The sequence below is a fragment of the Streptomyces sp. HM190 genome, assembly GCF_009857135.1.
Lineage (GTDB): Bacteria > Actinomycetota > Actinomycetes > Streptomycetales > Streptomycetaceae > Streptomyces > Streptomyces heilongjiangensis.
Genome location: NZ_CP047318.1, coordinates 3,691,252 through 3,713,030, shown reverse-complemented (window position 1 = coordinate 3,713,030; position 21,779 = coordinate 3,691,252). Strand labels below are relative to the sequence as shown.

Below are 21,779 nucleotides of genomic sequence, written 5' to 3'. Positions count from 1 at the left end.
CCGGCGGTAACTCGGCAGCGCTCCACCCCTACCCATCGGTACGGTCCTGCCCTACTCTCGCCATTGCGCCAGTGATTACTGGCGTGGACGTGAGGTGCGGACGCAGGGTGCGGACGCGGTGTGCGCACGCGATGAGGCGTGGAGGTACCGGATGGCCGGGCAGGGGCAGGGGCAGGGACACGCGGACGGGGACGGCGGGGGCAGGTTCTCGTACCCGCACGTCCGGGTGGCGGTGATCGGGGCCGGGTTCGGCGGGCTGGGCGCCGCCGTACGGCTGCGGCGGGAAGGGATCACCGACTTCGTCGTGCTGGAGCGGGGCGGCTCGGTGGGCGGCACCTGGCGGGACAACGACTACCCGGGGTGTGCCTGTGACGTGCCGTCGCATCTGTACTCCTTCTCCTTCGCGCCCAACCCGGACTGGCCGCGCACCTTCTCCGGGCAGCGGCACATCCGGGCGTACCTGGAGCACGTCGCCGACGTCTTCCGGCTGCGGCCGCACATCCGGCTGCGCTGCGAGGTCGAGCGGATGAGCTGGGACGCGCGGCGGCTGCGCTGGGAGATCGAGACCAGTGGCGGGCGGTTCTCCGCCGACGTCGTCGTCTCCGCCACCGGGCCGCTCTCCGATCCCAGGGTCCCCGACGTGCCCGGCATCGACTCCTTCCCCGGCGAGGTGTTCCACTCCGCCCGCTGGAACCACGACTACGACCTGCGCGGCAAGCGGGTCGCGATGGTCGGCACGGGGGCCTCGGCGATCCAGATCGTGCCCGCGATCCAGCCCGAGGTCGGCCGGCTGACCCTGTTCCAGCGGACCCCGCCGTGGGTGCTGCCCCGCGTCGACCGCGACATCAGCCGGGCCGAGCGGTGGCTGCACCGGCAGCTGCCCTTCACCACGAAGGCCCGGCGCGGGCTGCTGTGGGGCATCCGGGAGCTCCAGGTGCAGGCCTTCACCAAGCGCCCCGAACAACTGGGCCTGGTCGAGCGGATGGCCCGGCGGAACATGGCACGGGCGGTCGAGGACCCCGCCCTGCGCGCCAAGCTCACCCCCGACTACCGCATCGGCTGCAAGCGGATCCTGCTGTCGAACACCTACTATCCGGCGCTCACCCGGCCCAACGTCGACGTGGTCGCCTCCGGGCTCGCCCGCGTCGAGGGCTCCACGCTCGTCGCGGCCGACGGGACCACCGCCGAGGCCGACGCGATCGTCTTCGGCACCGGGTTCCACGTCACCGACATGCCCATCGCCGACCGGGTCGTCGGCGCCGACGGCCGCACCCTCGCCGAGTCCTGGGCCGACGGCGGGATGCGGGCGCTGCGCGGGGCTTCGGCCGCCGGGTTCCCGAACTGGATGACGATCATCGGGCCCAACACGGGCCTCGGGAACTCCAGCATGATCCTGATGATCGAGTCGCAGCTGAACTACATGGCGGACTTCCTGCGGCAGTTGGACGTGCTGGGCGGCCGGGTCGCCCTCGACGCGCGGGCCGACGCCGTGGACGCCTGGAACCGGCGCGTGCAGAAGCGGATGGAGCGCACCGTCTGGAACACCGGCGGCTGCACCAGCTGGTACCTCGACGCGCACGGCCGCAACACCACCATCTGGCCCGGAACCACCACCGAGTTCCGCGGCGCCACCCGGCGGGTGGACCTCGCCGAGTACGAGGTGCTGCGGGTGCCGCGCACCGGTACGGGGACGACGCGGGGGACGACCGCGACCGAGGCGACGAAGGTGGAGGCCGGAGCGTGACCCGACTGACCCAGGGGAAGCACGGGCCCTACGCCCCGCCCGTCGCCGTAAGGGAGCTGACGGCCGTGTCCGCCGACGGCGCGCGGCTGCACGTGGAGACCCACGGGCCGGACGACGCGCCCGCGGTGGTGCTCGTGCACGGCTGGACCTGCTCGACCGCGTTCTGGGCGGCGCAGATCCGGGACCTCGCCGTCGACCACCGGGTGATCGCCTACGACCAGCGCGGCCACGGCCGCAGCCCCGCCTCCGCCCGGTGCGGCACGGACGCCCTCGCGGACGACCTGGAGGCGGTGCTCGCGGCGACGCTCGCTCCCGGCGAGCGGGCCGTCCTCGTCGGGCACTCCATGGGCGGGATGACGCTGATGGCGGCATCGGCGCGGGCCGGTGTGCGGGAGCACGCGGCGGCGGTGCTGCTGTGCAGCACCGGCAGTTCCAGGCTGGTGTCCGAGGCGCTCGTCGTGCCCGGCCGTCCCGGACGCGTGCGCACCTGGCTCACCGCAAGGGTCCTCGGGTCGCGGGCGCCGCTCGGGCCGGTCACACCGGTGGCCCGGCGGATCCTGAAGTACGCCACCATGGGCCCCGGCGCGTCGCCGGTGATGGTCGAGGCGTGCGCGCGGATCGTGCACGCGTGCCCGGCGCGGGTGCGGCACGCCTGGTCGCGGGTCCTCGACACGCTCGACCTCGACCACGGCGTACGGGCGTTGACGATGCCGGCGGCCGTGCTCGTGGGCACGGCGGACCGGATGACCCCGCCGGTGCACGCGCGGACGCTCGCCGCCGCGCTGCCGGACTGCGTGGGGGTGACCGAGCTGACCGGTGTCGGGCACATGTCGCCGGTGGAGGCGCCGGAGGCGGTCACCGCCCGGATACGCGCCCTGGTGACGGCGTACGGACCACGGACCGAGCGGGACGAGTTGGAGGAGGCGGACGCATGAGCAGGGGCGGCAGCAGGGGCAACGTCCTGGAGGGGCGGGTGGCCGTGGTCACCGGGGCCGCGCGGGGCGTGGGGGAACTCCTCGCCCGCAAGCTCTCGGTGCGCGGGGCGAAGGTCGCGCTCGTCGGACTGGAGCCGGACGAGCTGAAGGGGGTCGGTGAACGCCTCTACGGCGAGAGCGGGTTCTGGCACGCCGACGTCACCGACCACGAGGCCATGGCGCGGGTCGCCACCGAGGTGAAGGAACGCTTCGGCCGGGTCGACGTGGTCGTCGCCAACGCGGGCGTCGCCAACGGCGGGCCCTTCGCCGACTCCGACCCCGACGCCTGGCGGCGGGTCATCGAGGTCAACCTCGTCGGATCGGCCGTGACCGGGCGGGTGTTCCTGCCCGCGCTCCTGGAGAGCCGGGGCTATCTGCTGCAGATAGCCTCCCTCGCCGCGATCACCCCGGCACCGATGATGACGGCGTACTGCGCGTCCAAGGCGGGCGTCGAGGCGTACGCGCACAGTCTGCGGGCCGAGGTCGGGCACAAGGGCGTGGGGGTCGGGGTCGCGTACCTGTCGTGGACCGACACGGACATGGTGCGCGGGGCCGATCAGGAGCACGCCATGCGGGAGTTGCGGCAGCGGCTGCCGTGGCCGGCCGGCAAGACGTATCCGCTGGGCCCGGCCGTGGACCGGATCGTGACCGGGATCGAACGGCGGTCCGGGCATGTCTACGGACAGTGGTGGCTGCGGGGCATGCAGGGCGTACGGGGGTATCTGCCGGGCCTCATCGGGACGTTCGCGCCGCGCGAGGTGCGGCGGTTCGAGGGGCGGCTGCGGGGGATGCCGACCGGGCTCGTCGGCGCGGGGGGCGCCGCCGACGAGCGGGAGCGCCAGGTGGCCGGTGACCGTGAGTGAGTGATCGAAATGCGTGGGATGTCCGCCCGTGTTTGTCTGGTCGAGGCCCGATCCCCTCACCCACAACGGGAGTGAAACCACATGGGCATGAAGGACCAGTTCCAGGAGAAGACCGAGCAGCTCAAGCACCAGGCGCGGCAGAAGGCCGGGCGGGCTCCGCAGGAGACGCAGCGGCCGTCGCCGGAGGAGCGCGCGCGTCAGGAGCGTGAGCGGGCTCAGCAGCAGCCTGGGCAGCGCGGCCGGCAGCCTCAGGGCGAGCGCGAGCGCGACCTGCGTGACGCCGAGGACCGGTTCCAGCAGGACCACGACTTCTGAGTCGAGCGTCCGCCGCGGTCCCGAGCGGGGCGCCCTCCTCACCGGGGGCGCCCCGTTCGCGTGTCAGCCGCCGTTCCTCGGCGGCAGTTTCGGGCGGGACCTGTCCGGGACGGCGCCGTAGTCCGGAGGGCTCGCCGCGGGCCGGGTCCTGAGGAGTTCCAGGGCGAGGTCCACGGCGGCACCGAGCTGGGAGTGGCGGCCCTCGGCCCAGTCGAGGGGGGTGCGCAGGGCCTCGACGTCGGGCAGGACGCCCCGGTTCTCGACGGACCAGCCGTACGCGTCGAACCAGGCCGCGTTCATGGGGACCGTGATGACGGTGCCGTCGCCGAGCTGGTGGCGGCCGGTCATGCCGACGACGCCGCCCCAGGTGCGCTGGCCCACCACCGGGCCGAGCCCCAGCAGTTTGAAGGCCGCCGTGATCATGTCGCCGTCGGACGAGGTCGCCTCGTCGGCCAGCGCCACCACCGGCCCGCGCGGCGCGTTGGAGGCGTACGACACCGGCTGCGCGCCCCGGGTGAGGTCCCAGCCGAGGATCCTGCGGGTGAGCTTCGCCACCACCAGTTCGCTGATGTGGCCGCCCGCGTTGCCGCGCACGTCCACGATCAGGGCCGGCCGGGAGACCTCCATGCGCAGGTCGCGGTTGAACTGGGCCCAGCCGGAGCCGCCCATGTCGGGGATGTGGAGGTAGCCGCAGTGGCCGCCGCTGAGTTCGTGGACTACCTCCCGGCGCTTGGCGACCCAGTCCTGGTAGCGCAGGGGGCGCTCGTCGAGCAGGGGGACCACGGCCACGCGGCGCGCCCGGCCCTCCCCCTCGGCCGGGGTGAACGTCAGCTCCACCGTCGTGCCGCCCGCGCCCGCCAGCAGGGGGAACGGGCCCGCCGTCGGGTCCACTTGGCGGCCGTCGACATGGGTCAGGACGGCGCCCTCACGGATGCCCGTACCGGCCAGCGGGGAACGGGCCTTGGAGTCCGAGGAGTCGCCGGGCAGGACCCGGCGGACCTGCCAGCAGCCGTCCCGGCGCACGAAGTTGGCGCCGAGGAGCCCCTGGCGGCGCTGGTAGTGGGGCGGGCCCTCGTTGCGGCGGGCGGCGGACACGTACGCGTGGGACGTGCCCAGTTCGCCGAGGACCTCGCGCAGCAGGTCGGCGAACTCGTCCGGGGAGGCGACCCGTTCGACGAGGGGCCGGTACTGGTCGAGGACCCCGGCCCAGTCGATACCGCTCATGCCCGGGTCCCAGAAGTAGGCGCGGATCAGCCGGCCCGCCTCGGCGTAGGACTGGCGCCACTCGGCGGCCGGGTCGACCTCGTGCAGGATGCGCCGCAGGTCGATCCAGACGGTGCTGTCGCTGTCGCCGGACTCGGTGGAGGGCACGGCCCGCAGGTCGCCCTCGTCGACGACCACCAGGCGGGTGCCGTCGCCGCTGACCGCGAACCAGTCGAGGTGGGAGACGAGTTCGGACCTTTTCGCCCGGCTGATGTTGAAGTACTCGAGGGTCGGGCGCCCGGTCGTGTCGTCGGGGTTGGCGAAGGTCTCGCCGAGGGCGCCTGAGATCGGCCAGCGCAGCCAGACCAGACCGCCGCCGCTCACCGGGCACAGCGCCGAGTACTTGGAGGCGGTGACGGGGAACGGCGTGACCCGGTTCTCCAGACCCTCGACCTCGACGGTGACGGTGCCGCCGGCCTCCTCGTCCGCGCCGGGTTCCATGCCCCCGGCGACGGGGCGGCCGTCGGGGTTCAGGGCGAACGGGGAGGGCGTGGCGGAGGAGAGCGGGACCAGGTAGGGGCGGCAGCCGAGAGGGAAGGACAGGTCGCCGGTGTGGACGTCGTAGACCGGGTCGAAGCCCCGCCAGGACAGGAAGGCCAGATAGCGGGCGTCGCTCGTGAACACCGGGTTCTCGTCCTCGAAGCGGCCGTCGGTGACGTCGACGATCAGCCGGTCCTTCAGACGGGCCATCTTGATCTGGCGCAGGCTCCGGCCGATGCCCGGATGGGACCAGGCCAGCCAGCCGCCGTCGGGGGAGAACGCGAGGTCGCGGACGGGGCCGTTGAGCGACGCGATGATCTCGGTGACCTCGCCGTCGGCGTCCTCCGCGGTGTCGAGCAGCAGCAGCCGGCCGTCGTGCGCGGCGAGGGCGAGGCGCTCGCCCGCCGGGTCGGCGACCATCTCCAGGACCCGGCCCAGCGCGCCGGAGGCGAGACGGCGGGGCGCGCGGTCGCCGGTGGCGCGGGGGAGGTAGGCGATCTCGACGGCGTCCTCGCCGTCGGCGTCCGTCACGTACGCGACCTGGCCGCCGGAGCCGAGCATCTCCGGCAGCCGGACGCGGACGCCGGGGGTGTCGGTGATGGTCCGGGCGGGCCCGTCGCGATGGGTCAGCCAGTACAGGCTGCCCCGCACGACGACGGCACTCGCCCGGCCCGTCTCGTCCACGGAGAGGCCGTCGACGTGCTGCGCGGCCGGCACCTGGTACGGCCGCCGCCCGGTGAGCGATCCGCCGAGACGGATGTCGAGACGGCGGGGCACGGCGTCGGGGGAGAGGTCGTCGACGATCCACAGGTCGCCCGCGCACTGGTACACCACCCGGCTGCCGTCGCTCGCCGCGTGCCGGGCGTAGAAGGCGTCGTGGTCGGTGTGGCGGCGCAGGTCGGAGCCGTCGTACGCGCAGGAGTAGAGGTTGCCGACGCCCTCGTGGTCGGAGAGGAAGGCGATGCGGCCGCCGACGAACATGGGGGAGTGCAGATGCCCTTCGAGATCGGGCAGCAGCCGCTCGCCGTGCAGCCAGAGGCGGCCCGTGGCGCCGCCGCGGTAGCGCTTCCACGAGGCCGGTTCGTGCGGGGGCGTGCCGGTGAGCAGCAGTGTGCGGCGCTCGCCGTCGATCTCGGCGACCTGGAGGGCGCAGACGGGCCCCCAGGGCAGTTTGCGGCCGGGGTCGCCGTCGGTGCGGACCTTGTACGCCCAGGTGTAGGAGGAGAAGGGCTCGCCGTGCGACGCGACGGCGAGGATGTCCGCGCGGCCCTCGTCGTCGGGGGGTGTCCAGCCGCAGACCGCGGTGTCGGGGCTGCCCCAGTGGGTGAGGCGGCGCGCGGGGCCGCCGCCGTCCACCGGCGCCAGATGGATCTCCGGGACGATGCTGCGCCAGCTCGTGTACGCGATGTGGCGGCCGTCGGGCGAGAAGCGCGGGGTGGCGGCCTTCGTACGGTCGACGGTGAGCCGCCAGGCGCGGTCGGAGCCGTCGACCGGGGCGAGCCACAGATCGTCCTCGGCGACGAAGCAGACGCGGTCGCCGTCGATGTGGGGAAAGCGCAGGTAGCCGGGGGTGCCCCGGCCGGTTCCGGTCTCGTATGAGTCGCTCACCTCCCCATGTTTTTCCGGCTCGGGGGACGCGGCAACTCGTGCGCGGGGTGATGCGCGGGGCTGGTCGGGGGCGGGGCCGGGGCTGATCGGGCGCGGGTTCGGGGCTGGTCGGGGCGGTCCGGGGGCAAAACCGCGGGGCGCGTGACCCAGGGCACGAACGAAACGGTTTCGTTTCTGCCGGGTCCGGGGTATCGTCCTTGGTGTACGAAACCGTTTCGTTCGAGAGGCGGGTCGTCCGGCCCGTGCCCCGGCACGCGACCGGTAGCCTTGTCGTCTCGAACGTCCAGGGGGAGCAGGGAGAGTGGGATGACTGAGACCGCGACGGCGCGCCGCAGTCGACTCACGCCCGAGCGCGAGGCCGAGCTGTACGCGGCCGTGCTCGACCTCCTTCGGGAGGTCGGCTACGACGCCCTCACCATGGACGCCGTGGCCGCCCGCACCAGGTCCAGCAAGGCCACCCTCTACCGCCAGTGGGGCGGCAAGGCCGAGCTGGTCGCGAAGGCGATCGGCAGGGAGAAGTCGATGAGCGCGTCCGGCATCGACACCGGTTCCCTGCGCGGCGACCTGCACGCCCTGGCGCGGCTCGAGGACGACTGCGTCATGGAACAGAACTCCGCGCTCATGCGGGGCCTGGCCATGGCGGTGCACACGAACCCCGAGATGCTCGCGGTGTTCCGGGAGTTCCTCGTCGAACCGCAGATCGCCGAGGTCCGGCGGCTGCTGGGACGCGCGGTCGAACGCGGTGAGGTCCGGCCGGACAACCCGGCGTTCGACTTCGTGATGCACATGATGCTCGGTGCCTTCGTGACCCGGACGCTGCTCGAAGAGCTGCCTCCGACCCAGGCCTTCCTCGTTTCGTACATCGACGCCGTGGTCCTCCCCGCCCTCGGTGTACCGACCGACTGACACACCCCGAGCCATCGCCGCGTGACACGCGGCTGAGCCCCACCTGACGCCACCGCTCACGTCGTCGGGCCGATCGACCCTGTCCACGTACTCCCCGGTACGGCAGCACACGGGCCGATCACCCCTGCCCTCCTGCACGTCCACGACCTGAACGGGAGTACCGCCCGTGGCCACCTTCCTCTACGAACTGGGCCGACTCGCCTTCCGGCGACGGCATGTCGTCGCCCTGATCTGGGTCGCGATGCTGACCCTCGCGGGTGTCGGCGCCGCCTCCGCGCCCACCGCCGGCGCGTCGTCCTTCTCCATCCCCGGCACCGAGGCGCAGAAGGCCTTCGACCTGCTGGACCAGCGCTTCCCCGGCATGAACGCCGACGGCGCCACCGCACGGGTCGTCTTCAAGGCGCCGGCCGGGGAGAAGATGGCCGACGCCGCGAACAAGGCCGCCGTCGAGCGGACCGTCAAGGAACTGGGCACCGGCTCCGAGGTCACCTCGGTCACCGACCCGTTCACGACCAGGTCGGTCTCGAAGGACGGCACGATCGCCTACGCGCAGGTCCGCTACGAGGTCTCCGGCATGGAACTGCAGGACGCCTCCAAGGAGGCCCTGGAGGACGCCGCGCAGAGGGCCCGGGACGGCGGGCTGACCGTGGAGATCGGCGGTGACGCCCTCCAGACCGTGCCGCACACCGGGACCACGGAGATCATCGGCATCGCGGTCGCCGCGGTCGTCCTCGTCATCACGTTCGGCTCGCTGGTCTCGGCCGGGCTGCCGCTGCTGACCGCCCTCGTCGGCGTGGGCATCGGTGTCGCCTCGATCACCGCCCTGGCGAGCGCCCTCGACCTCGGCACGACCACGTCGACGCTCGCGATGATGATCGGCCTCGCGGTGGGCATCGACTACGCCCTCTTCATCGTCTCCCGCTACCGCGCGGAACTCGCCGAGGGCCGTGACCGCGAGGACGCCGCGGGCCGGGCCACCGGCACGGCCGGCTCCGCCGTGGTCTTCGCCGGACTGACCGTCGTCATCGCCCTCGTCGGCCTCGCGGTCGTCAACATCCCGATGCTCACCAAGATGGGTGTCGCTGCGGCGGGCACGGTCGCCGTCGCCGTCCTCATCGCCCTCACCATGGTCCCGGCGCTCCTCGGCTACGCGGGCGCCAAGGTCCGGCCGACGGGGCACAGGGCCCGCTGGATGGGCGGCGGTCGCGCGGCGAGGAAGGCCGGGGCCGCGCACGGTGCCTCGGCGAACAACGGTGGCGGCCGGGGCGCGTCGGCCACGACCCCTTCCCACGGGGGCGCGACGGCGGAGAAGCCCAACATGGGGACGCGGTGGGCCCGTTTCGTGGTCCGCAGGCCGGTGATGGTGCTGCTCGTGGCCGTGATCGGCCTCGGCGCCGCCGCGATCCCGGCGGCCTCCCTCGAACTCGGTCTGCCCGACGACGGCTCCCAGCCGACGTCCACCACCCAGCGCCGCGCCTACGACCTCCTCTCGGAGGGCTTCGGCCCCGGCTCCAACGGCCCGCTGATGGTCGTGGTCGACGCCAAGTCCGCCGGCGACCCGAAGGCCGCCGTCAAGGACGTGTCCGACGAGGTCAAGGACATGAAGGGCGTCGTCACGGTCACCCCGGCGACGTACAACAAGGCCGGTGACACGGCGCTGATCACCGTGGTCACCGACTCCAAGCCGTCGTCCGTGGCGACCGAGGACGTGGTCCACGAGATCCGCGGCGCCGGGGCGCGGATCAAGGCCGACTCCGACGCGGACGTCCTGGTCACCGGCACGACGGCGATGAACATCGACGTCTCCCAGAAGCTCGACGACGCGCTGGTGCCGTATCTGGTCCTGGTGGTCGGCCTCGCCTTCCTGCTGCTGATCGTGGTCTTCCGTTCCGTCCTCGTCCCGCTGAAGGCGGCCCTCGGCTTCCTGCTCAGCGTGATGGCGGCGCTCGGCGCGGTGGTCGCGGTCTTCCAGTGGGGCTGGCTCGCCGACGTCGTGGGGGTGGAGGAGACCGGCCCGGTCATGTCGATGATGCCGATCTTCATGGTGGGTGTCGTCTTCGGTCTCGCCATGGACTACGAGGTCTTCCTGGTGACCCGGATGCGTGAGGCGTACGTCCACGGCGAGCGCCCCGGACAGGCCGTGGTCACCGGCTTCCGGCACGGGGCGCGGGTGGTGACGGCCGCGGCGGTCATCATGATGGCGGTCTTCGCGGGCTTCATCGGCTCCAGCGAGTCGATGGTCAAGATGATCGGCTTCGGCCTCGCCGTCGCGGTCCTCTTCGACGCCTTCGTGGTCCGGATGGCCATCGTCCCGGCCGTCCTCGCGCTGCTCGGCGACAAGGCCTGGTGGCTGCCGAAGTGGCTGGACCGGGCGCTGCCCGACGTCGACGTCGAGGGCGAGGGCCTGCGCACCCGCGACGGCGACGCGAAGACCACGCAGCAGGACGAGGAACTCGTGCGCGCCTGACACGACGGCGTCCACGCAGAACCGGCCGGTGAGGGCCCCGTGGGGACGGGGAGCCCTCACCGGCCCCGGGCACGGGCGGGCACCGCGGACCCCGGTCGCCGTCCTGCGCACCTCCTTCGACAAGATTCTCCGCACACAGCGGACGCCCAGGGCTGCCGACGGTCGCGGACGGTCGCGGAGAACCGGAGAACCGGAGAACGAGGAGGACGGCCATGGCCGAGGACAAGCGAGTGGGGCCGCCGCAGGCCGGATCCGAGCGGGAGACACTGCGGGCCTTCCTCGACTACCAGCGCGCGACCCTCGCCATGAAGTGCGAGGGCCTCACCGACGACCAGCTGCGCCGGCGCTCGATGCCGCCGTCCACGCTGTCGCTGCTCACGCTGGTCCGCCACCTGGCCGAGGTGGAACGGGCCTGGTTCCGCCGGGTGTTCGAGGACAACGACGCGCCCATGGTCTGGTCGGACGAGATCGACTTCCAGGCCGCGTACGACGACAGCGCCTCGACGCGGGCGGAGGCGTTCGCCGCGTGGGAGGCGGAGGCCGAGCACTCCCGCCGTATCGAACGCGCAGCCCCCTCCCTCGACCTGATCGGCCGTCAGCCGCGCTGGGACGAGGAGGTCTCGCTGCGGATGGTCATGGTCCACGTCCTCCTGGAGTACGCCCGCCACAACGGCCACGCGGACCTCCTGCGGGAGGGCGTGGACGGGACGGTCGGGGCGTGACGGCCCTGCCTTGCGCCGCCGCCCCTCGTGCCGCCGAGTGACGCCGACGGGGCGAGGGCCGCCGGTCAGCGGCCGCGTCCGGTCAGCGGCCGCGTCCGGGCGGCGGTCCGGCGGGGCGGGCGGCCGGGAGGGCACGGGGAGGAGCGGCGGGCGCACGCGCACCGCTCGTCGGCGCCTGGGGAGCGGCCCCCGACCGGCTGCGCGCCGCCGCGGCCCCCGCGACCGCGCCGACGCCCGTTCCCGGTCCCGGGCCCTGCCGGGCGGGCGGCTGTGCGACCTGGGGCGTGAGATCCGTCCGGTCCGCCCGCAGGGCGCGGCGGTGGGCCTCCTCGGCGCCGCGGGCCTGCGGTGACAGGGCGGAGCGGCGGCACAGTTCGCCGAGCAGGCGGTCGGTGGTGTGCTCGTGGCGGGCGGCGGTCACCGGGTTGCTGTGTCCCCGGGAGACGGCGGTGTGCCGTTCGGCCAGGTTGTGGGCGAGGAGGTCGATGACCTCGTGGTCGGCGCGGGCCAGCAGCGTGGGCTCCGGCCGGTGCGGCGGCTCCGCCGTGCGCAGGGCGGCCGCGCGATCGGCCACGGCCTGCCACGGCGCCCCGGGCGCCGGCAGGATCGGCGCGGCGGAGCGGGCGATGCGGTCCAGTTCCGGCAGGACGTGGTCGGGGGCCGTGACGACCGCCGCCGCGTGCCGTGCGACGAACTGCGCCGCCTCGGCCGTCGTCTGCACGCGCGCGTGCTCCCGCTCGACGGCGGCGAGCAGCGACCCCCCGGTCGTAGTCCCGGCGCCGGCGGAGGCGGGACCACGCGGGGTGATGTGCTGCATGTGCACGGTCTCCCCGCCCCGGCGCAGCACCGCGGCGAAGTCGCCCAGCCCCTCGCGTTCCAGGGCGGCGGCACCCCGCACCACCCCGCGCAGCGCCGCGTCGTGGATGTCGGGGTCGACGAGGCGGCCGTGGCCGTGCCGCTGGAGTTCGTCGAGGTAGCGGGTCATGACGCCGAGCCGGCTCACGGGGCCGGGGACGGCCACGAACGCGGTCTCGATGCGGTACGGGGCGACCCCCTCGGGAAGCCGCGCCGAACGGATGCGGCGGCAGATGTCCTCGTATTCGGCCGGGGTGACCATCGCGGATTCGAGCAGGATGTGGTAGCCGCGGGAGAGGGCGAGGTCCTGGGCCTGCTCCCACCAGCGGTCGCCGTCCGGACGGACCAGCGCGTCCGCCTCCCGGGGGCGCTCGGCCTGCCAGCGGGCGTACTCGGGATGGTGCGGGTTGTAGAAGTCCATGTTGATCCAGGCCGCGGGACCGTCCCGGTCCAGCGCGTCCTTGACCATACGGGTCACGGCGGTCTTCCCGGCGCCGGTCTGCCCGGCCACGATGACGGCGACCGGGGCCCGTTGCGGTGCGCAGCCGTCGAGGAAGACGGGGGCGATCTGCTCGCGGAAGATCCGCTGGTTCTCGGCGAGGGGCAGCCGCCCGTCGAGGACCGGCCCCTTCGGCGTCCCAGGCTGGGCCATGGGCTCGTGCGGCGACGGGCTCACGCGTCGCCGCCCGGCAGCCGGGCCAGTTCCGCGCGGACCCGGTGGCACAGGTCCCGCGCGTCGGCGAGGGCGTCCGTGTCGTCGGGGCGCAGGTCCAGTTGGAGCCGGTTCAGTTCCCGCTGGCGTGCGAGCAGGTGCTCGCGGGTGGCTCCGCCGGCGTCGCGCAGGGCGGCCGAGACCGCGCCGACGGTCCCGCGCAGGTCACCGAGGGCGGCCTCGTAGGGCTGGTCGGCGTACAGGCCGCCGTCGAGCGGCTCCACCCGCGAGAGCACGGGCTCGGGATCGGGCTGCTCCGTCATGGGTCGTCCCTCCGTCGTCATCGGGTCGTGGGCGTCGTCGAGTGGGCGGTCGTCTGCACAGACGTGTGCCGGGGGCCCGGTGGTTCAGGCGAGGTGCGCGGTGTCGCCCCACACGACCGGGCGCAGCCGTCCGCCCGTGCCGTGCCACGACGAGACCGAGGCGTTGGGGACCGGAGGCAGGGTGTCGGGGGAGGGCGCGCCCAGGCCGGCCAGGACGAAGCGGAGGGTGATGACGATCGCGTCGTGCGCCACGACCAGCACCCGCCGTCCGGGCGCGGTCCGGTCCAGCTCCGTCACGAAGTCCCGTACGCGCAGCGCGACATCGGCCATCGCCTCACCGCCCGGTGGCCGGTACGCCCACTCGCCGAGCAGGGCCCGCCGCGCGGCCTCCTCGGGGGCGCGGGCCCGCAGCGCGCCCGGCGGGTGCAGTTCGAAGACGCCCATCTCCCGGTCCCTCAGCCGCTCGTCGAGGAGCAGCGGGGGCGGTGTCACCCGTGGGTGCGCGGCCATGACCTGCCAGGTCTCCCGGGCTCGCGCGTACGGCGAGCAGACCACGAGGTCCGGGCCCGTCCCCTCCTCCAGTCCGGCGAGCCAGTCGCCCAGTGATCCGGCCTGCGCACGTCCCAGCGGGGACAGCGGGACGTCCGTGTCCCGTCCGGGGACCGGCAGTTCGGTCGAGCCGGTGCGCTCGGCCTCGGCGAAGGCGACGTTCGCGGTGCTCTGCCCGTGCCGTACCGCCCACAGTCCGCGCAGTGAACTGGGCGCGGGGAGCCCGCTCTTGTGCATCTCATCGGCCATCCGGTCATTCTGCTGGACCGGGGCGGCCGGCGGTCAGTGCGCGACCGGTGTGGCCGTGTACGTGCGGCGGAGGAAGCGGATCAGGGCCTTCGTGTCGAACTGCATCACCGCGACCCCGTGGGCCGAGTGGAACTCCATGACGGCCTGGACCCGGCCGCAGGGCCAGATGCTGACGGGGCCGGCGGTGGCGGGGGCGCGCAGGCCGCGTTCGAGGAGCTCACGGGGGAAGGTCCACTCGTGCGGACCGGGCAGCCCCACGTGGACGGCGGTGGGGCCGCCGTCGGGGTCGTAGCGGAGGATCACGGGGACCGTGGCCCGGTCCTCGGGGGAGTCCGTGACGACATGAGCCCGTGCGTACTGTTCGACGGTGACAGACATCGGGCGGCTCCTCACGCTGAGTGACCCAAGCAGAAGCTGTTGATCCGCTCTCCGTGCCCCTCCAATGTCGCACATTTTCCGCCGTCCGCCCGTGGAAGAGGGTCCCGGCCCGATCCGGTGAAGGCGATCCGTTCGCTATTCGATGACAAGGCGCTCTTGCAAGACCCTCGCAATAAGGCCCTATCATCGTAAGGTTCCAGCCACGCGCAGCCGGATGCGATCGCCGCCGGGCGATCCGGAGAGCGAGTCCTCGCATGCATGTCCCCGACGGATTCATCAACGCCCCCGTCTCGGCGGTCGCCGGCGTCGTCGCCGCCGGTGCCGTCGCCGTGAGCCTGCGCGGGGCGCGCCGTGAACTGGACGAGCGGACGGCGCCGCTCGCCGGACTGGTCGCCGCGTTCATCTTCGCCGTGCAGATGCTCAACTTCCCGGTCGCGGCCGGCACCAGCGGACACCTGCTGGGAGGCGCGCTCGCCGCGATACTCGTGGGTCCCTACACCGGGGTCCTGTGCGTGTCCGTGGTGCTCCTCATGCAGGGCATCCTCTTCGCCGACGGCGGCCTCACCGCGCTCGGCGTGAACATCACCGTCATGGCCGTCGTCACCACCGTCGTGGCGTACGCCGTCTTCCGCGGACTGGTCAAGGTCCTGCCGAGGAAGCGACGCTCCGTGACCGTCTCCGCCTTCGTCGCCGCGCTCCTCTCGGTGCCCGCCGCGGCCGCCGCGTTCACCCTCGTCTACGCGGTCGGCGGCACCACGGACGTGCCGCTCGGCTCCGTCCTGACCGCCATGGTCGGCGTGCACACCCTCATCGGCATCGGCGAGGCCGCGATCACCGCCGCCACGGTCGGCGCCGTCATCGCCGTCCGCCCGGACCTCGTGCACGGCGCCCGCGGACTGACCGCCCCGCTGAAGCTCCGCGTGAACGGCGAACTCGTCGAAGCCCCCGCCGCCCCCGCCCCCGCGCCGGTGGCCGCCCGGTCGCCCCGCAGGCTGGTCCTCGCCGGGCTCGGTGTCTCGCTCCTGCTCGCCGGTGTCGTCAGCTTCTACGCCTCCGCGAACCCGGACGGGCTGGAGAAGGTCGCCGCCGACAAGGGCATCGACGCCAAGGTCGAGGACCACGCCGCCGCCGACTCCCCGCTCGCCGACTACGGCGTCCAGGGCATCGGCGACACCCGGCTCTCCGGCGGTCTCGCGGGCGTGATCGGCGTCGGCGTCACCGTCGTCGCCGGCACCGGGATCTTCTGGGCCGTGCGCAGGCGCCGCACCGGCGACGCCGAGACGGTCCCCGCGTCCTCCTCGTCCTCCGTGCCCGAGAGCGCCTGACATGGGCGCCGGCCACGCCCACAAGCTCTACCGGCACGCGCACTCGCCGGTGCACGCGCTGCCGCCGCACACCAAACTCGCGGCCGTCCTCGCCTTCGTGGTCGTCGTCGTGTCGACCCCGCGCGAGGCGATGTGGGCGTTCGCGCTGTACGCCGTGCTGCTCGCGACGGTCGCGTACCTGGCGCGGGTGCCCGCCGGGTTCCTGCTGCGGCGCCTGCTGATCGAGGTGCCGTTCGTCGCCTTCGCGCTGCTCATGCCGTTCGTGGCGCAGGGCGAACGGGTCGAGGTGCTCGGCATGTCGCTGAGCGTCGGCGGACTGTGGGGCGCCTGGAACGTCCTCGCCAAGGGCACCCTCGGCGTCGCCGCCTCCGTCCTCCTCGCCGCCACCACCGAGCTGCGCGAACTCCTCCTCGGACTGCAGCGCCTCAGGCTGCCGCCGCTGCTCGTCCAGATCGCGACCTTCATGATCCGCTACGGCGACGTCATCACCGACGAGATGCGCCGGATGCGGATCGCCCGCGAGTCACGCGGCTTCGAGGCGAGCGGCGTACGGCACTGGGGCGTGCTCGCCAAGTCCGCCGGGGCGCTGTTCATCCGCTCCTACGAGCGCGGGGAGCGGGTCCACCTCGCCATGATCAGCCGGGGGTACGCCGGCGCCATGCCCGTGATCGACGAGGTGACCGCCTCACGGGCGCAGTGGTCGTACGCCTTCGCCCTCCCGTTCGCCGCGCTCGTCGTCTGTCTGCTGGGATGGACCCTGTGACCGTGTCCAAGGAACCCCTCCCCCCGTCCCTCGAAGTCGCCGGGCTCGCCTTCGCCTACCCCGACGGCCACCAGGCCCTCTTCGGCGTCGACTTCACCATCGGCCGGGGTGAACGGGTCGCGCTGCTCGGCCCGAACGGCGCCGGCAAGACCACGCTCGTGCTGCACCTCAACGGCATCCTCACCGCGGGCGCCGGCACGGTCGCCGTCGCCGGACTGCCGGTCGGCAAGCGGCACATGGCGGAGATCCGGCGGAAGGTCGGCATCGTCTTCCAGGACCCCGACGACCAGCTGTTCATGCCGACCGTGCGCGAGGACGTCGCCTTCGGCCCGGCCGCCGCCGGGATGAAGGGCCCCGAACTGGAGGCCCGCGTCGACCGCGCGCTCGAACAGGTCGGCATGGCGGAGTTCAAGGACCGGCCCCCGCACCACCTCTCCTTCGGCCAGCGCCGCCGGGTCGCCGTCGCCACCGTGCTGGCCATGGAGCCGGAGATCCTCGTCCTCGACGAGCCGTCGTCCAACCTCGACCCCGCCTCCCGCCGTGAACTCGCCGAGATCCTGCGCTCCTTGGACGTCACCGTCCTCATGGTCACCCACGACCTGCCGTACGCCCTGGAGCTGTGCCCGCGTTCGCTGGTGCTCAGCGAGGGCGTCATCGCGGCCGACGGACCCACCGGCGACCTCCTCGCGGACGACGACCTGATGCGGGCCCACCGCCTGGAGTTGCCGTTCGGCTTCGACCCGAGGTCGGTCGCCACGGGGAGCTGAGGACAATGGGGCGCGTGACGAATCAAGAGGACGCCGCGGGGCCCGGGTCGCTGCTCCTCGACGAGCAGTTGTGCTTCGCGCTGTACGCGGCCCAGCGCGCGGTCACCGCCGCCTACCGCCCGCTGCTCGACGAACTCGGCCTCACCTACCCGCAGTACCTGGTCATGCTCTGCCTGTGGGAGCGGCGTGAGGCCACGGTCAAGGAGCTGGCGGGCGCCCTGCGGCTGGACTACGGCACGGTCTCGCCGCTGCTGAAGCGACTGGAGGCGGCGGGCCTGCTGAGCCGGCGCCGCTCCGCCCGCGACGAGCGCTCGGTCCGGATCGCGCTCACCGGGCGCGGCGAACAGCTCCGGGACCGGGCGCAGGCCGTCCCCGAGACGCTGGCCGCCGCCACGGGCCTGCGGGGCGGCGACGTGGCCCGCCTGCGGGCGGAACTCTGGGAGCTGGCGGCACGGGCGGAGCGGTCGAGGCCGACCACCGCCACCTGAGGGGGCGGACGGGCCGCCCGCGGCACCCGCCGTGAGGCCGCCGACCACGGCCACGCGTCGTTACCGCCGGTTACTACCCCCTGGTAACCGCTGTCACCTACCAGCCGGTACCTTGTGCACGATGTACTTGTGCGCGCTTTTCCTGGGGGAGGCTCATTCATGACTGACGGCGCCGCTGTCGAGACCCGCTCCGACACTCCTGCGGAGGCCCGTCCGGACACCCGCCCGGCGAAGATCATGTATGTGGCCGAGGCCACCGCGCACGGCGGCCGGGACGGCTACATCACCAGCCAGGACGGCCACATCGACCTGAAGGTCGCGATGCCCCCCGAGCTGGGCGGCGACGGCGCCGGCACCAATCCCGAGCAGCTGTTCGCGGCCGGCTACAGCTCCTGCTTCCACAACGCGCTGGTCCTCGTCGGCCGCCGCGAGGGCTACGACCTCACCGGCTCCACGGTCGCCGCGAAGGTCGGCATCGGCCCCAACAAGCAGCGCGGCTACGGCCTCGCCGTCGCCCTCAGCGTCTCCCTGCCCGTCCTCGACCAGGACATCGCGGCCAAGCTCGTGGACGCCGCCCACCAGGTCTGCCCCTACTCCAACGCCACCCGCGGCAACATCGACGTGTCGATCGTGCTCGGCTGAGCACCCGCGGCCCGCTGCCCACGCGCAGGACCCACGCACAAGACCCAAGCCCCATGGCCCAAGCCCCATGGCCCACGGCCCCCGAGCCCCGGCCGGAGGAATCACCGGCCGTGCGGGTACGTTGCACCCGTCGTCGTCGTGGTGAGTGAACGGAACGGAGCGCCGGCGTGGATGTGAACGGCACGGTCGCCGAGGGCTTCGAGCCGGTGCGGGAGGCGTTCCTGCGCAACTTCGAGACGCTCGGCGAGAAGGGCGCCGCCGTCGTCGTCTACCGGAACGGCCGCAAGGTCGTCGACCTGTGGGCCGGCACCCGCGACGTGGACGGCGACGCACCCTGGCAGCGGGGCACCGCCCAGATCATGCGCTCGGCCACGAAGGGCGTCGCCGCCGCCGCGCCGCTGATGCTGGCCGAGCGCGGCGAGCTGGACCTGGACGCCCCGGTGGGCCGCTACTGGCCCGAGTTCAAGGCGCACGGCAAGGACGGCGTCCTCGTGCGGCACGTCCTCAACCACCGGGCGGGCCTGCCCGTCCTCGACCGGCCCCTCACCCCCGCCGAGGCGCTGGACCCCCGCCGCGGCCCCGAGGCCCTCATCGCGCAGACCCCCGCCTGGGAGCCCGGCACCGCCCACGGCTACCACCCGCTGACGTACGGCTGGCTCCTCGACGAACTGGTCCGGCGCGTGACGGGCCGGGGCGCCGGTGAGTGGATCGCGGCGGAGATCGCGGCGCCCCTCGGCCTCGACCTCTGGCTCGGGCTGCCCCCGTCGGTGGCGGCCGAGGGCCGGGTGGGCCGCGCCGGACGGCTGCCGGCGGCGCCCGAACCCACCGGGGGACTGCGGGTGCGCGCGAAACGGTCCGTCACCGCCGCCTACGACGACCCCGACTCCCTCACCCGGCGCGCCTTCGCCGCGATCACCCCGTTCCCCGACCAGAACGACCCCGCGTACCGAGCGACGCCGCTGCCCGCCACCAACGGCATCGCCACGGCGGACGCCCTGGCCCGCTTCTACGCCGCGCTGATCGGCGAGGTGGACGGCGTACGGCTGCTCAACCCGGCCACGATGGAGGCGGCCCGCGCGGAGGAGTCGGCCGGCCCCGACCGCACCCTCGTCATCAACACCCGCTTCGGCCTCGGCTACATGCTGCACGGCACCGCGTCGCCGCTGCTCGGCCCCGGCTCCTTCGGCCATCCCGGCCGTGGCGGCCCCCTCGGCTTCGCCGACCCGGAGTCGGCCACCGCGTTCGCCTACGTCACCAACGGCTACCGCAAGACGGTCACCGCGGACCCGAGGGCCCAGGCCCTGGTGAAGGCGCTTCGCGCCCTGCCGGAGTGAGCCCTGCGGCAGTGAGCCCTGCCGGAGGGAGCCCTTCATGAGTGGAGGGCGGCCGCCCGGACACCGAGACCGTCCCAGAGCTCCCCCGCAGAATGCCCTGGCGCGATCCGATGAACCGGACGACCGCCCTCCGTGAGCGGCGATCCCAGCATGCGCGACTTCTCCCGCGCTGTCGTTCGCACCCAGTCCACAGTCGCTTGGCACCCCGTCCACGGACCGCCCGGCGCCCCGCCGGCACACCGGACGACCGCCCCCGGCCGCACGGGACCGCGGACGGCCGCCCGGTCACACGGACACGTCACACGGACCCGGCGCGCCCTGCCGTCTCACCTCAGAGGGCTATCGGGTGGGACGTCCTGCCCGACGCCTCGTCGATCTCGTCGTGCGCCTTGGTGAGCAGTTTCATGGCCAGCTCGTTGAGGGCCCGTGCGCCCGCTATCTCCTCGCCGACCCGTGGCTGATTGGAGTCGGTGTGGTGGCGGCTCGCGTACCCGTGCGCCCGGACCTCCTTGCCGTCGGGCAGCCGTACGAGCGCCGCCGCCCGTGTCCTGTGGTCGTCCTCCTGGAACTCCAGCTCGATGTGCCATCCCACAGCGGTGTGCGTCATGACGATCACCTCCGGAAACCGCTGCTTCCAGAGTGCGCCTCCGGGCCCGCCGACGCACGGTCTGGCCCCAGGGGGTGCTTCACCCCCTATCCCGCCCGCAGCATCAACCCGATCCCGGCCACCAGCAACCCGGCCGCCACGACGCGGGGAGCACCGAACCGCTCCTTGAAGAACACCGCGCCGATCGCCGCCCCCACGATGATCGACGACTCCCGCAGCGCCGCGATCGGAGCCAGCTCCGCCTTCGTCTGGGCCCACAGCACCAGCCCGTACGCCGCCACCGACAGCGCCGCGCCCAGCAGGCCCACGGCGGCGACCGGGCGCAGCAGCGCCACCGTCTCGCCGCGCCAGCGGTACACCGCGTACACCGGGACGGCCAGCCCCTCCAGCGCCATCAGCCAGGCGATGTAGCTCATGGGGGACCCGGCGGCCCGTACGCCGAGGCCGTCGACGACCGTGTACGCCGCGATCGACAGGCCGGTGGCGAGCGCCGCGCCGATCGCGGCCCAGTGCGGCCGGGCCCCGCGCAGCCCCCACACCGCGACCCCCGTCAGCCCGGCGCAGCTCAGCAGGATGCCGGCCGCGGCCCAGCCGTCCGGCACCTCGTGGGCGAAGACGGCGGCGAGGACGGTGACGACGAGGGGCGCGGAGCCGCGGGCGAGCGGGTACGCCTGGCCGAAGTCGCCCAGCCGGAAGGACGTCATCAGCAGCACGTAGTAGACGAGGTGGAGGACCGTCGAGGTGATCAGGTACGGCCAGGCGGCGGGCTCCGGCAGCGCCACGAACGGCACGGCCGCGAAGCCGATGAGCGCGCCGCCGCCGGATATCAGCGTGAAGCCGACGAGCTTGTCGGTGATGTGGTGGGCTATCGCGTTCCAGCTGGCGTGGGTGACCGCGGCGAGCAGCACCGCCGCGGCGACCAGCGGCGTCACGCGTTCCGCTCGCGCACGTCCACCGGGGTGGCGCCCGCGTGGGCGATCAGCGCCTCGGGCGCCATCGGGAAGACGGTGTACGGGGTGCCGGCCGCCGCCCACACGACGGCGTGGTCCAGCAGCGAACGGTCCGCGAGGACCCGGGTCCTGGTGCGGTGCCCGAACGGGGGGACGCCGCCGATCGCGTAGCCCGTCGTCTCCCGGACGACGTCCGCCTGGGCGCGGGTGACCTTCCCGGCGCCGAGTTCGCGCCGTACGAGCTCCACGTCGACCCGCGACGCGCCGTCCATCAGGACGACCACGGGGACGCCGTCGGCGGCGAAGACGAGGGACTTGCAGATCTCGCTCAACTCGCACCCGATCGCGGCGGCGGCCTCGGCGGCGGTCCGGGTCGCGTCCGGGAACCGCCGGACGCGGGTGCGCAGTTCGGACAGGCCGAGGGCGTCGAGCGCCTCGGCGAAACGGGGGTGGGCGCCGGTGTCCTGTGAGTCGGTGGTCATGGCGGGCACGGTAGCGGTGCGTGCAGCCGGCACGCGACCGGGTTGCGGGCCGTGCGGGGTTCCCCGCGTCCCG

General features: G+C 73.6%; 21 protein-coding genes. 13 read left to right on the top strand and 8 right to left on the bottom strand.

The window, feature by feature from the left end; translation table 11 throughout:
- The first annotated feature begins 151 nt into the window (after positions 1 to 151).
- The 4 genes from GSY65_RS15590 to GSY65_RS15575 all read left to right on the top strand — a co-directional run bounded on the left by GSY65_RS15590 (position 152) and on the right by GSY65_RS15575 (position 3,896).
- Entirely contained in the window at positions 152 to 1,744 is a 1,593-nt protein-coding gene (locus tag GSY65_RS15590) for a flavin-containing monooxygenase (protein WP_159768719.1), read from the top strand.
- On the top strand, positions 1,741 to 2,679 hold the full coding sequence (locus GSY65_RS15585) for an alpha/beta fold hydrolase (protein ID WP_159768716.1): 939 nt from the start codon (positions 1,741 to 1,743) through the stop codon (positions 2,677 to 2,679). The genes GSY65_RS15590 and GSY65_RS15585 overlap by 4 nt, the downstream gene beginning before the upstream one ends.
- Positions 2,676 to 3,581 (top strand): SDR family oxidoreductase, encoded by a 906-nt coding sequence (locus tag GSY65_RS15580; RefSeq protein ID WP_159768713.1) that lies wholly within the window; start codon positions 2,676 to 2,678, stop codon positions 3,579 to 3,581. The genes GSY65_RS15585 and GSY65_RS15580 overlap by 4 nt, the downstream gene beginning before the upstream one ends.
- 81 nt (positions 3,582 to 3,662) lie before the next feature.
- Positions 3,663 to 3,896 carry a hypothetical protein gene (locus GSY65_RS15575; protein WP_159768710.1) on the top strand — a complete coding sequence of 78 codons (234 nt, stop codon included), beginning with the start codon at positions 3,663 to 3,665 and terminating at the stop codon, positions 3,894 to 3,896.
- A gap of 63 nt (positions 3,897 to 3,959) precedes the next feature.
- On the opposite strand, the gene GSY65_RS15570 is transcribed toward GSY65_RS15575, so the two are convergent.
- A complete protein-coding gene (locus tag GSY65_RS15570; RefSeq protein WP_159768707.1) occupies positions 3,960 to 7,247 on the bottom strand; it encodes a S41 family peptidase in 3,288 nt (1,095 codons plus the stop codon).
- A 306-nt stretch (positions 7,248 to 7,553) separates the two neighbouring features.
- On the opposite strand from GSY65_RS15570, the gene GSY65_RS15565 reads away from it, so the two are divergent.
- The 3 genes from GSY65_RS15565 to GSY65_RS15555 all read left to right on the top strand — a co-directional run bounded on the left by GSY65_RS15565 (position 7,554) and on the right by GSY65_RS15555 (position 11,342).
- Complete coding sequence (locus tag GSY65_RS15565; protein ID WP_159768704.1) at positions 7,554 to 8,153, top strand: TetR/AcrR family transcriptional regulator; 600 nt, start codon at positions 7,554 to 7,556, stop codon at positions 8,151 to 8,153.
- A gap of 166 nt (positions 8,154 to 8,319) precedes the next feature.
- Entirely contained in the window at positions 8,320 to 10,620 is a 2,301-nt protein-coding gene (locus GSY65_RS15560; RefSeq protein ID WP_159768701.1) for an MMPL family transporter, read from the top strand.
- 212 nt (positions 10,621 to 10,832) lie between these two features.
- Positions 10,833 to 11,342, top strand: coding sequence for a DinB family protein (locus GSY65_RS15555; protein WP_159768698.1), 510 nt, complete (start codon positions 10,833 to 10,835; stop codon positions 11,340 to 11,342).
- 82 nt (positions 11,343 to 11,424) lie between these two features.
- Here the strand turns inward: GSY65_RS15555 and GSY65_RS15550 are convergent, their stop codons facing one another.
- The 4 genes from GSY65_RS15550 to GSY65_RS15535 all read right to left on the bottom strand — a co-directional run bounded on the left by GSY65_RS15550 (position 11,425) and on the right by GSY65_RS15535 (position 14,348).
- Positions 11,425 to 12,849: a zeta toxin family protein gene (locus GSY65_RS15550; protein ID WP_159768695.1), complete on the bottom strand. Its 1,425-nt coding sequence runs from the start codon at positions 12,847 to 12,849 to the stop codon at positions 11,425 to 11,427.
- A gap of 20 nt (positions 12,850 to 12,869) precedes the next feature.
- Positions 12,870 to 13,172 (bottom strand): hypothetical protein, encoded by a 303-nt coding sequence (locus GSY65_RS15545; protein WP_159768692.1) that lies wholly within the window; start codon positions 13,170 to 13,172, stop codon positions 12,870 to 12,872.
- An 84-nt stretch (positions 13,173 to 13,256) separates the two neighbouring features.
- Positions 13,257 to 13,970, bottom strand: coding sequence for a histidine phosphatase family protein (locus GSY65_RS15540; protein ID WP_159768689.1), 714 nt, complete (start codon positions 13,968 to 13,970; stop codon positions 13,257 to 13,259).
- A 33-nt stretch (positions 13,971 to 14,003) separates the two neighbouring features.
- Positions 14,004 to 14,348, bottom strand: coding sequence for an SsgA family sporulation/cell division regulator (locus tag GSY65_RS15535; protein ID WP_159768686.1), 345 nt, complete (start codon positions 14,346 to 14,348; stop codon positions 14,004 to 14,006).
- A gap of 254 nt (positions 14,349 to 14,602) precedes the next feature.
- Here GSY65_RS15535 and GSY65_RS15530 point away from each other — a divergent pair, with 254 nt between their 5' ends.
- From GSY65_RS15530 to GSY65_RS15505, 6 genes are all read left to right on the top strand, one after another.
- Positions 14,603 to 15,673: an energy-coupling factor ABC transporter permease gene (locus GSY65_RS15530; protein ID WP_159768683.1), complete on the top strand. Its 1,071-nt coding sequence runs from the start codon at positions 14,603 to 14,605 to the stop codon at positions 15,671 to 15,673.
- A gap of 1 nt (position 15,674) precedes the next feature.
- Positions 15,675 to 16,436 (top strand): cobalt ECF transporter T component CbiQ, encoded by a 762-nt coding sequence (gene cbiQ / locus GSY65_RS15525; protein ID WP_159768680.1) that lies wholly within the window; start codon positions 15,675 to 15,677, stop codon positions 16,434 to 16,436.
- Positions 16,424 to 17,203: an energy-coupling factor ABC transporter ATP-binding protein gene (locus GSY65_RS15520; protein ID WP_159768677.1), complete on the top strand. Its 780-nt coding sequence runs from the start codon at positions 16,424 to 16,426 to the stop codon at positions 17,201 to 17,203. Before cbiQ ends, GSY65_RS15520 begins: the two co-directional genes overlap by 13 nt.
- Positions 17,204 to 17,208: 5 nt before the next feature.
- Complete coding sequence (locus GSY65_RS15515) at positions 17,209 to 17,691, top strand: MarR family transcriptional regulator (RefSeq protein ID WP_159768674.1); 483 nt, start codon at positions 17,209 to 17,211, stop codon at positions 17,689 to 17,691.
- A 159-nt stretch (positions 17,692 to 17,850) separates the two neighbouring features.
- Positions 17,851 to 18,333: an organic hydroperoxide resistance protein gene (locus tag GSY65_RS15510; RefSeq protein ID WP_159768671.1), complete on the top strand. Its 483-nt coding sequence runs from the start codon at positions 17,851 to 17,853 to the stop codon at positions 18,331 to 18,333.
- A gap of 167 nt (positions 18,334 to 18,500) precedes the next feature.
- Positions 18,501 to 19,667: a serine hydrolase domain-containing protein gene (locus GSY65_RS15505; RefSeq protein WP_159768668.1), complete on the top strand. Its 1,167-nt coding sequence runs from the start codon at positions 18,501 to 18,503 to the stop codon at positions 19,665 to 19,667.
- Between the two features lie 331 nt (positions 19,668 to 19,998).
- Here GSY65_RS15505 and GSY65_RS15500 read toward each other — a convergent pair whose 3' ends face one another.
- From GSY65_RS15500 to GSY65_RS15490, 3 genes are all read right to left on the bottom strand, one after another.
- Positions 19,999 to 20,274: a DUF1876 domain-containing protein gene (locus GSY65_RS15500; RefSeq protein ID WP_201452548.1), complete on the bottom strand. Its 276-nt coding sequence runs from the start codon at positions 20,272 to 20,274 to the stop codon at positions 19,999 to 20,001.
- Between the two features lie 86 nt (positions 20,275 to 20,360).
- On the bottom strand, positions 20,361 to 21,206 hold the full coding sequence (locus GSY65_RS15495) for a DMT family transporter (protein ID WP_159768662.1): 846 nt from the start codon (positions 21,204 to 21,206) through the stop codon (positions 20,361 to 20,363).
- A complete protein-coding gene (locus tag GSY65_RS15490) occupies positions 21,203 to 21,706 on the bottom strand; it encodes a YbaK/EbsC family protein (protein ID WP_159768659.1) in 504 nt (167 codons plus the stop codon). Before GSY65_RS15490 ends, GSY65_RS15495 begins: the two co-directional genes overlap by 4 nt.
- Positions 21,707 to 21,779: the final 73 nt, after the last annotated feature.

What these genes read in the sequence shown, in the direction of transcription:
- GSY65_RS15590 (WP_159768719.1), top strand. Translation starts at nt 152, where the DNA reads ATGGCCGGGCAGGGGCAGGGGCAGGGACACGCGGACGGGGACGGCGGG.
- GSY65_RS15580 (WP_159768713.1), top strand. Translation starts at nt 2,676, where the DNA reads ATGAGCAGGGGCGGCAGCAGGGGCAACGTCCTGGAGGGGCGGGTGGCC.
- GSY65_RS15575 (WP_159768710.1), top strand. Translation starts at nt 3,663, where the DNA reads ATGGGCATGAAGGACCAGTTCCAGGAGAAGACCGAGCAGCTCAAGCAC.
- GSY65_RS15565 (WP_159768704.1), top strand. Translation starts at nt 7,554, where the DNA reads ATGACTGAGACCGCGACGGCGCGCCGCAGTCGACTCACGCCCGAGCGC.
- GSY65_RS15555 (WP_159768698.1), top strand. Translation starts at nt 10,833, where the DNA reads ATGGCCGAGGACAAGCGAGTGGGGCCGCCGCAGGCCGGATCCGAGCGG.
- GSY65_RS15550 (WP_159768695.1), bottom strand. Translation starts at nt 12,849, where the DNA reads ATGGCCCAGCCTGGGACGCCGAAGGGGCCGGTCCTCGACGGGCGGCTG.
- GSY65_RS15545 (WP_159768692.1), bottom strand. Translation starts at nt 13,172, where the DNA reads ATGACGGAGCAGCCCGATCCCGAGCCCGTGCTCTCGCGGGTGGAGCCG.
- GSY65_RS15540 (WP_159768689.1), bottom strand. Translation starts at nt 13,970, where the DNA reads ATGGCCGATGAGATGCACAAGAGCGGGCTCCCCGCGCCCAGTTCACTG.
- GSY65_RS15535 (WP_159768686.1), bottom strand. Translation starts at nt 14,348, where the DNA reads ATGTCTGTCACCGTCGAACAGTACGCACGGGCTCATGTCGTCACGGAC.
- GSY65_RS15530 (WP_159768683.1), top strand. Translation starts at nt 14,603, where the DNA reads ATGCATGTCCCCGACGGATTCATCAACGCCCCCGTCTCGGCGGTCGCC.
- cbiQ (WP_159768680.1), top strand. Translation starts at nt 15,675, where the DNA reads ATGGGCGCCGGCCACGCCCACAAGCTCTACCGGCACGCGCACTCGCCG.
- GSY65_RS15520 (WP_159768677.1), top strand. Translation starts at nt 16,424, where the DNA reads ATGGACCCTGTGACCGTGTCCAAGGAACCCCTCCCCCCGTCCCTCGAA.
- GSY65_RS15515 (WP_159768674.1), top strand. Translation starts at nt 17,209, where the DNA reads ATGGGGCGCGTGACGAATCAAGAGGACGCCGCGGGGCCCGGGTCGCTG.
- GSY65_RS15510 (WP_159768671.1), top strand. Translation starts at nt 17,851, where the DNA reads ATGACTGACGGCGCCGCTGTCGAGACCCGCTCCGACACTCCTGCGGAG.
- GSY65_RS15500 (WP_201452548.1), bottom strand. Translation starts at nt 20,274, where the DNA reads ATGACGCACACCGCTGTGGGATGGCACATCGAGCTGGAGTTCCAGGAG.
- GSY65_RS15490 (WP_159768659.1), bottom strand. Translation starts at nt 21,706, where the DNA reads ATGACCACCGACTCACAGGACACCGGCGCCCACCCCCGTTTCGCCGAG.